2 protein-coding genes are annotated in these 1,403 nt (G+C 39.6%); both read right to left on the bottom strand.

From position 1 onward, the window contains the following. Nucleotides 1-475 (bottom strand): hypothetical protein (locus MTBBW1_RS28215; RefSeq protein WP_186441133.1); only part of this gene is annotated, 475 nt, incomplete at its 3' end. A 324-nt stretch (nt 476-799) separates the two neighbouring features. Further along, nucleotides 800-1,403, bottom strand: a 604-nt coding sequence (locus tag MTBBW1_RS28220) for a hypothetical protein (RefSeq protein WP_186441134.1), incomplete at its 5' end; no start/stop codon positions are given.

Raw genomic sequence — 1,403 nt, forward strand, 5'->3', positions numbered from 1 at the left:
AATAGGCAGTTTCCCACATCAAATCATGAAATCCCTGTTCTTTATGTTGTAGCAGGGAATCAACATTCTTCACAAGGGGTTCAATGCTTTTTGATACTCCATATTCCCTGATCTGCTCCAGCGTCATTGGGTCACGAATCAGTCCGGGCTCCCTTTCCAGAAATGAGATATATTGAGAGGTAAATGCACAGAAATATTTTATGGCAAACATGGGGAGCCATATATTTGCCTCAGAAATGTCAAAGTAAAATGGAATGACCTTCCCGTTTTCACTCCATAGTTTATTGAATATACGCTGGATAAATGCGGTTTTGCCACTTTTTCTGCGTGCAAGGATAACCCTTGATTTCGAAAGCTTTTTCGGAATATTGGCAATCCATTTTCCAAAGTTTTTAAACTCTTTTTCACGACCAACAAGAAGGTCGGGGTTGCCTATTTTTTCCTGGAGCGGATATTGAATATTGTCTGAATTCATAACATCTGCCTTTTTTATTGTAACTCTCCTGAATGAATATATTACTAAAAGTCAACACCTATGATCTTGTAAGCCTTGTCAACACTGTCTGAATCAGGATTCCCAAGATTAACAAGATAAGGCAGGATTATCTATCTTGAGCATCCTATCCATCCTGGTTATCCTGGTTCAGACAACTGCAATAACTTCTGAAAAAGCAATAAGATGTCAATTTTGAGCATATTAAGTAATAAGTCTAAAATAACTTTCCTAAACTCCCCCTCGCAAGTCATGGAGAGAGAGCTGGGGGGTGAGGTAAATGGGCAAGTTATTAAAAATCCATTCCTAAAAAGTTACAATGTTTTCGTTTATCGCAATTTTATTCTCTCTACACAATGCTGTGGCTGTTTCAGTAAATCCACCAAGGGAGAGAAAAGCAGGAACCATAATGTTATCCGGCCTAAGGCTCTGATATACCATCACCTTTTCATGGAAATCCTCTACAATGGAGCGCCCACTCTTTGCGGCCTGCTTTTTGACTTCAACAACCAAAACCCTTCCGCAGGATGACTCTGCAACTATATCCAGCTCCATATTTTTGCCGTCTTCCCTCTGGAATATGACACGGGTTTTAACATCCACAATATTTAATGGAGTATCGGTGATATTCAATGAAGTCTCACTAATACTCAATGGAGTCTCACTAATACTCAATGAAGCCTCACTAATACTCAATGGAGTCTCATTAATACTCAATGAAGCCTCACTGATATTAAATGAACTTTCGTCAGTTTTTTCATTTGTTCTCTTTTCATCCCGGATATTCCCGTCATCGGGAATGGTGAAAAAGGTGGAAAGTTTAAATCGCTTCCTGCTTCTGAAGGCATTGGCAAGCTGCATTTCAGCAACCTGACCTGTAAGGTTGCTCAGCATTCCCTGTATTTTCTGC

Source organism: Desulfamplus magnetovallimortis (assembly GCF_900170035.1).
GTDB classification, from domain to species: Bacteria; Desulfobacterota; Desulfobacteria; order Desulfobacterales; family Desulfobacteraceae; genus Desulfamplus; species Desulfamplus magnetovallimortis.